Genomic DNA, 741 nt, shown 5'->3' on the forward strand with positions numbered 1-741 from the left:
CAGAGTGAGATAAACATCACGGTTCACACCAACTTTTAACTCATCCTTTTGCCCCATCCAAACGCGAGCGTTTGCGATATCAGTTCCTGCGGCCGTTGGCATCAAGGTATCGTAGAATCGAAAGCCATAACTAAGAAGTTGCTTACTTTCTGATTCACGCACACTTTGGCTCTTCGCCCCCATGACAACTGCGATAAGGCGCATGTCGCCATTGGTGGCTGACGTCGCCAAACTGTAACCTGCACCACTGGTATAGCCCGTTTTCATCCCGTCAACGTTCATGCTGCGATCACGAAGTAAACCATTCCGGTTATATTGAGTAATACCGTTGTACGTAAAAGACGTTTCGCTGTACATCGGATAAATATCTGGCAGATCACGAATGATTGCTTGACCCAACTTAGCTATATCATGCGGTGTTGAATACAAACCATCGCTATCTAAACCATGAGGGTTAGTAAATGAGGAATTCGTCAAACCAAGTTGACTCGCCCAACTATTCATTAAGCTAACAAAGCCTGCTTCGCTGCCAGCGACGTGCTCTGCAATGGCAACACTAGCATCGTTTCCTGACTGAACCACCAATCCTCGATATAAATCAGACAGAGACACAGATGTGTTTACTTCGATGAACATTTTGGAAGAATCTGGGAAGTTTTTCGCCCATGCATTCTTACTGATGGTTACGTCATCATCTTCTGAGATATTACCACGCGCTAGCTCTTGGCCGATTACATAGCT

1 pseudogene is annotated in these 741 nt (G+C 45.5%); it reads right to left on the reverse strand.

The features are described from left to right. Window positions 1-741: pseudogene (locus tag R7093_RS25315) on the reverse strand (D-alanyl-D-alanine carboxypeptidase); the annotation flags it as partial.

It is taken from the genome of Vibrio sp. 1580, from assembly GCF_033340055.1.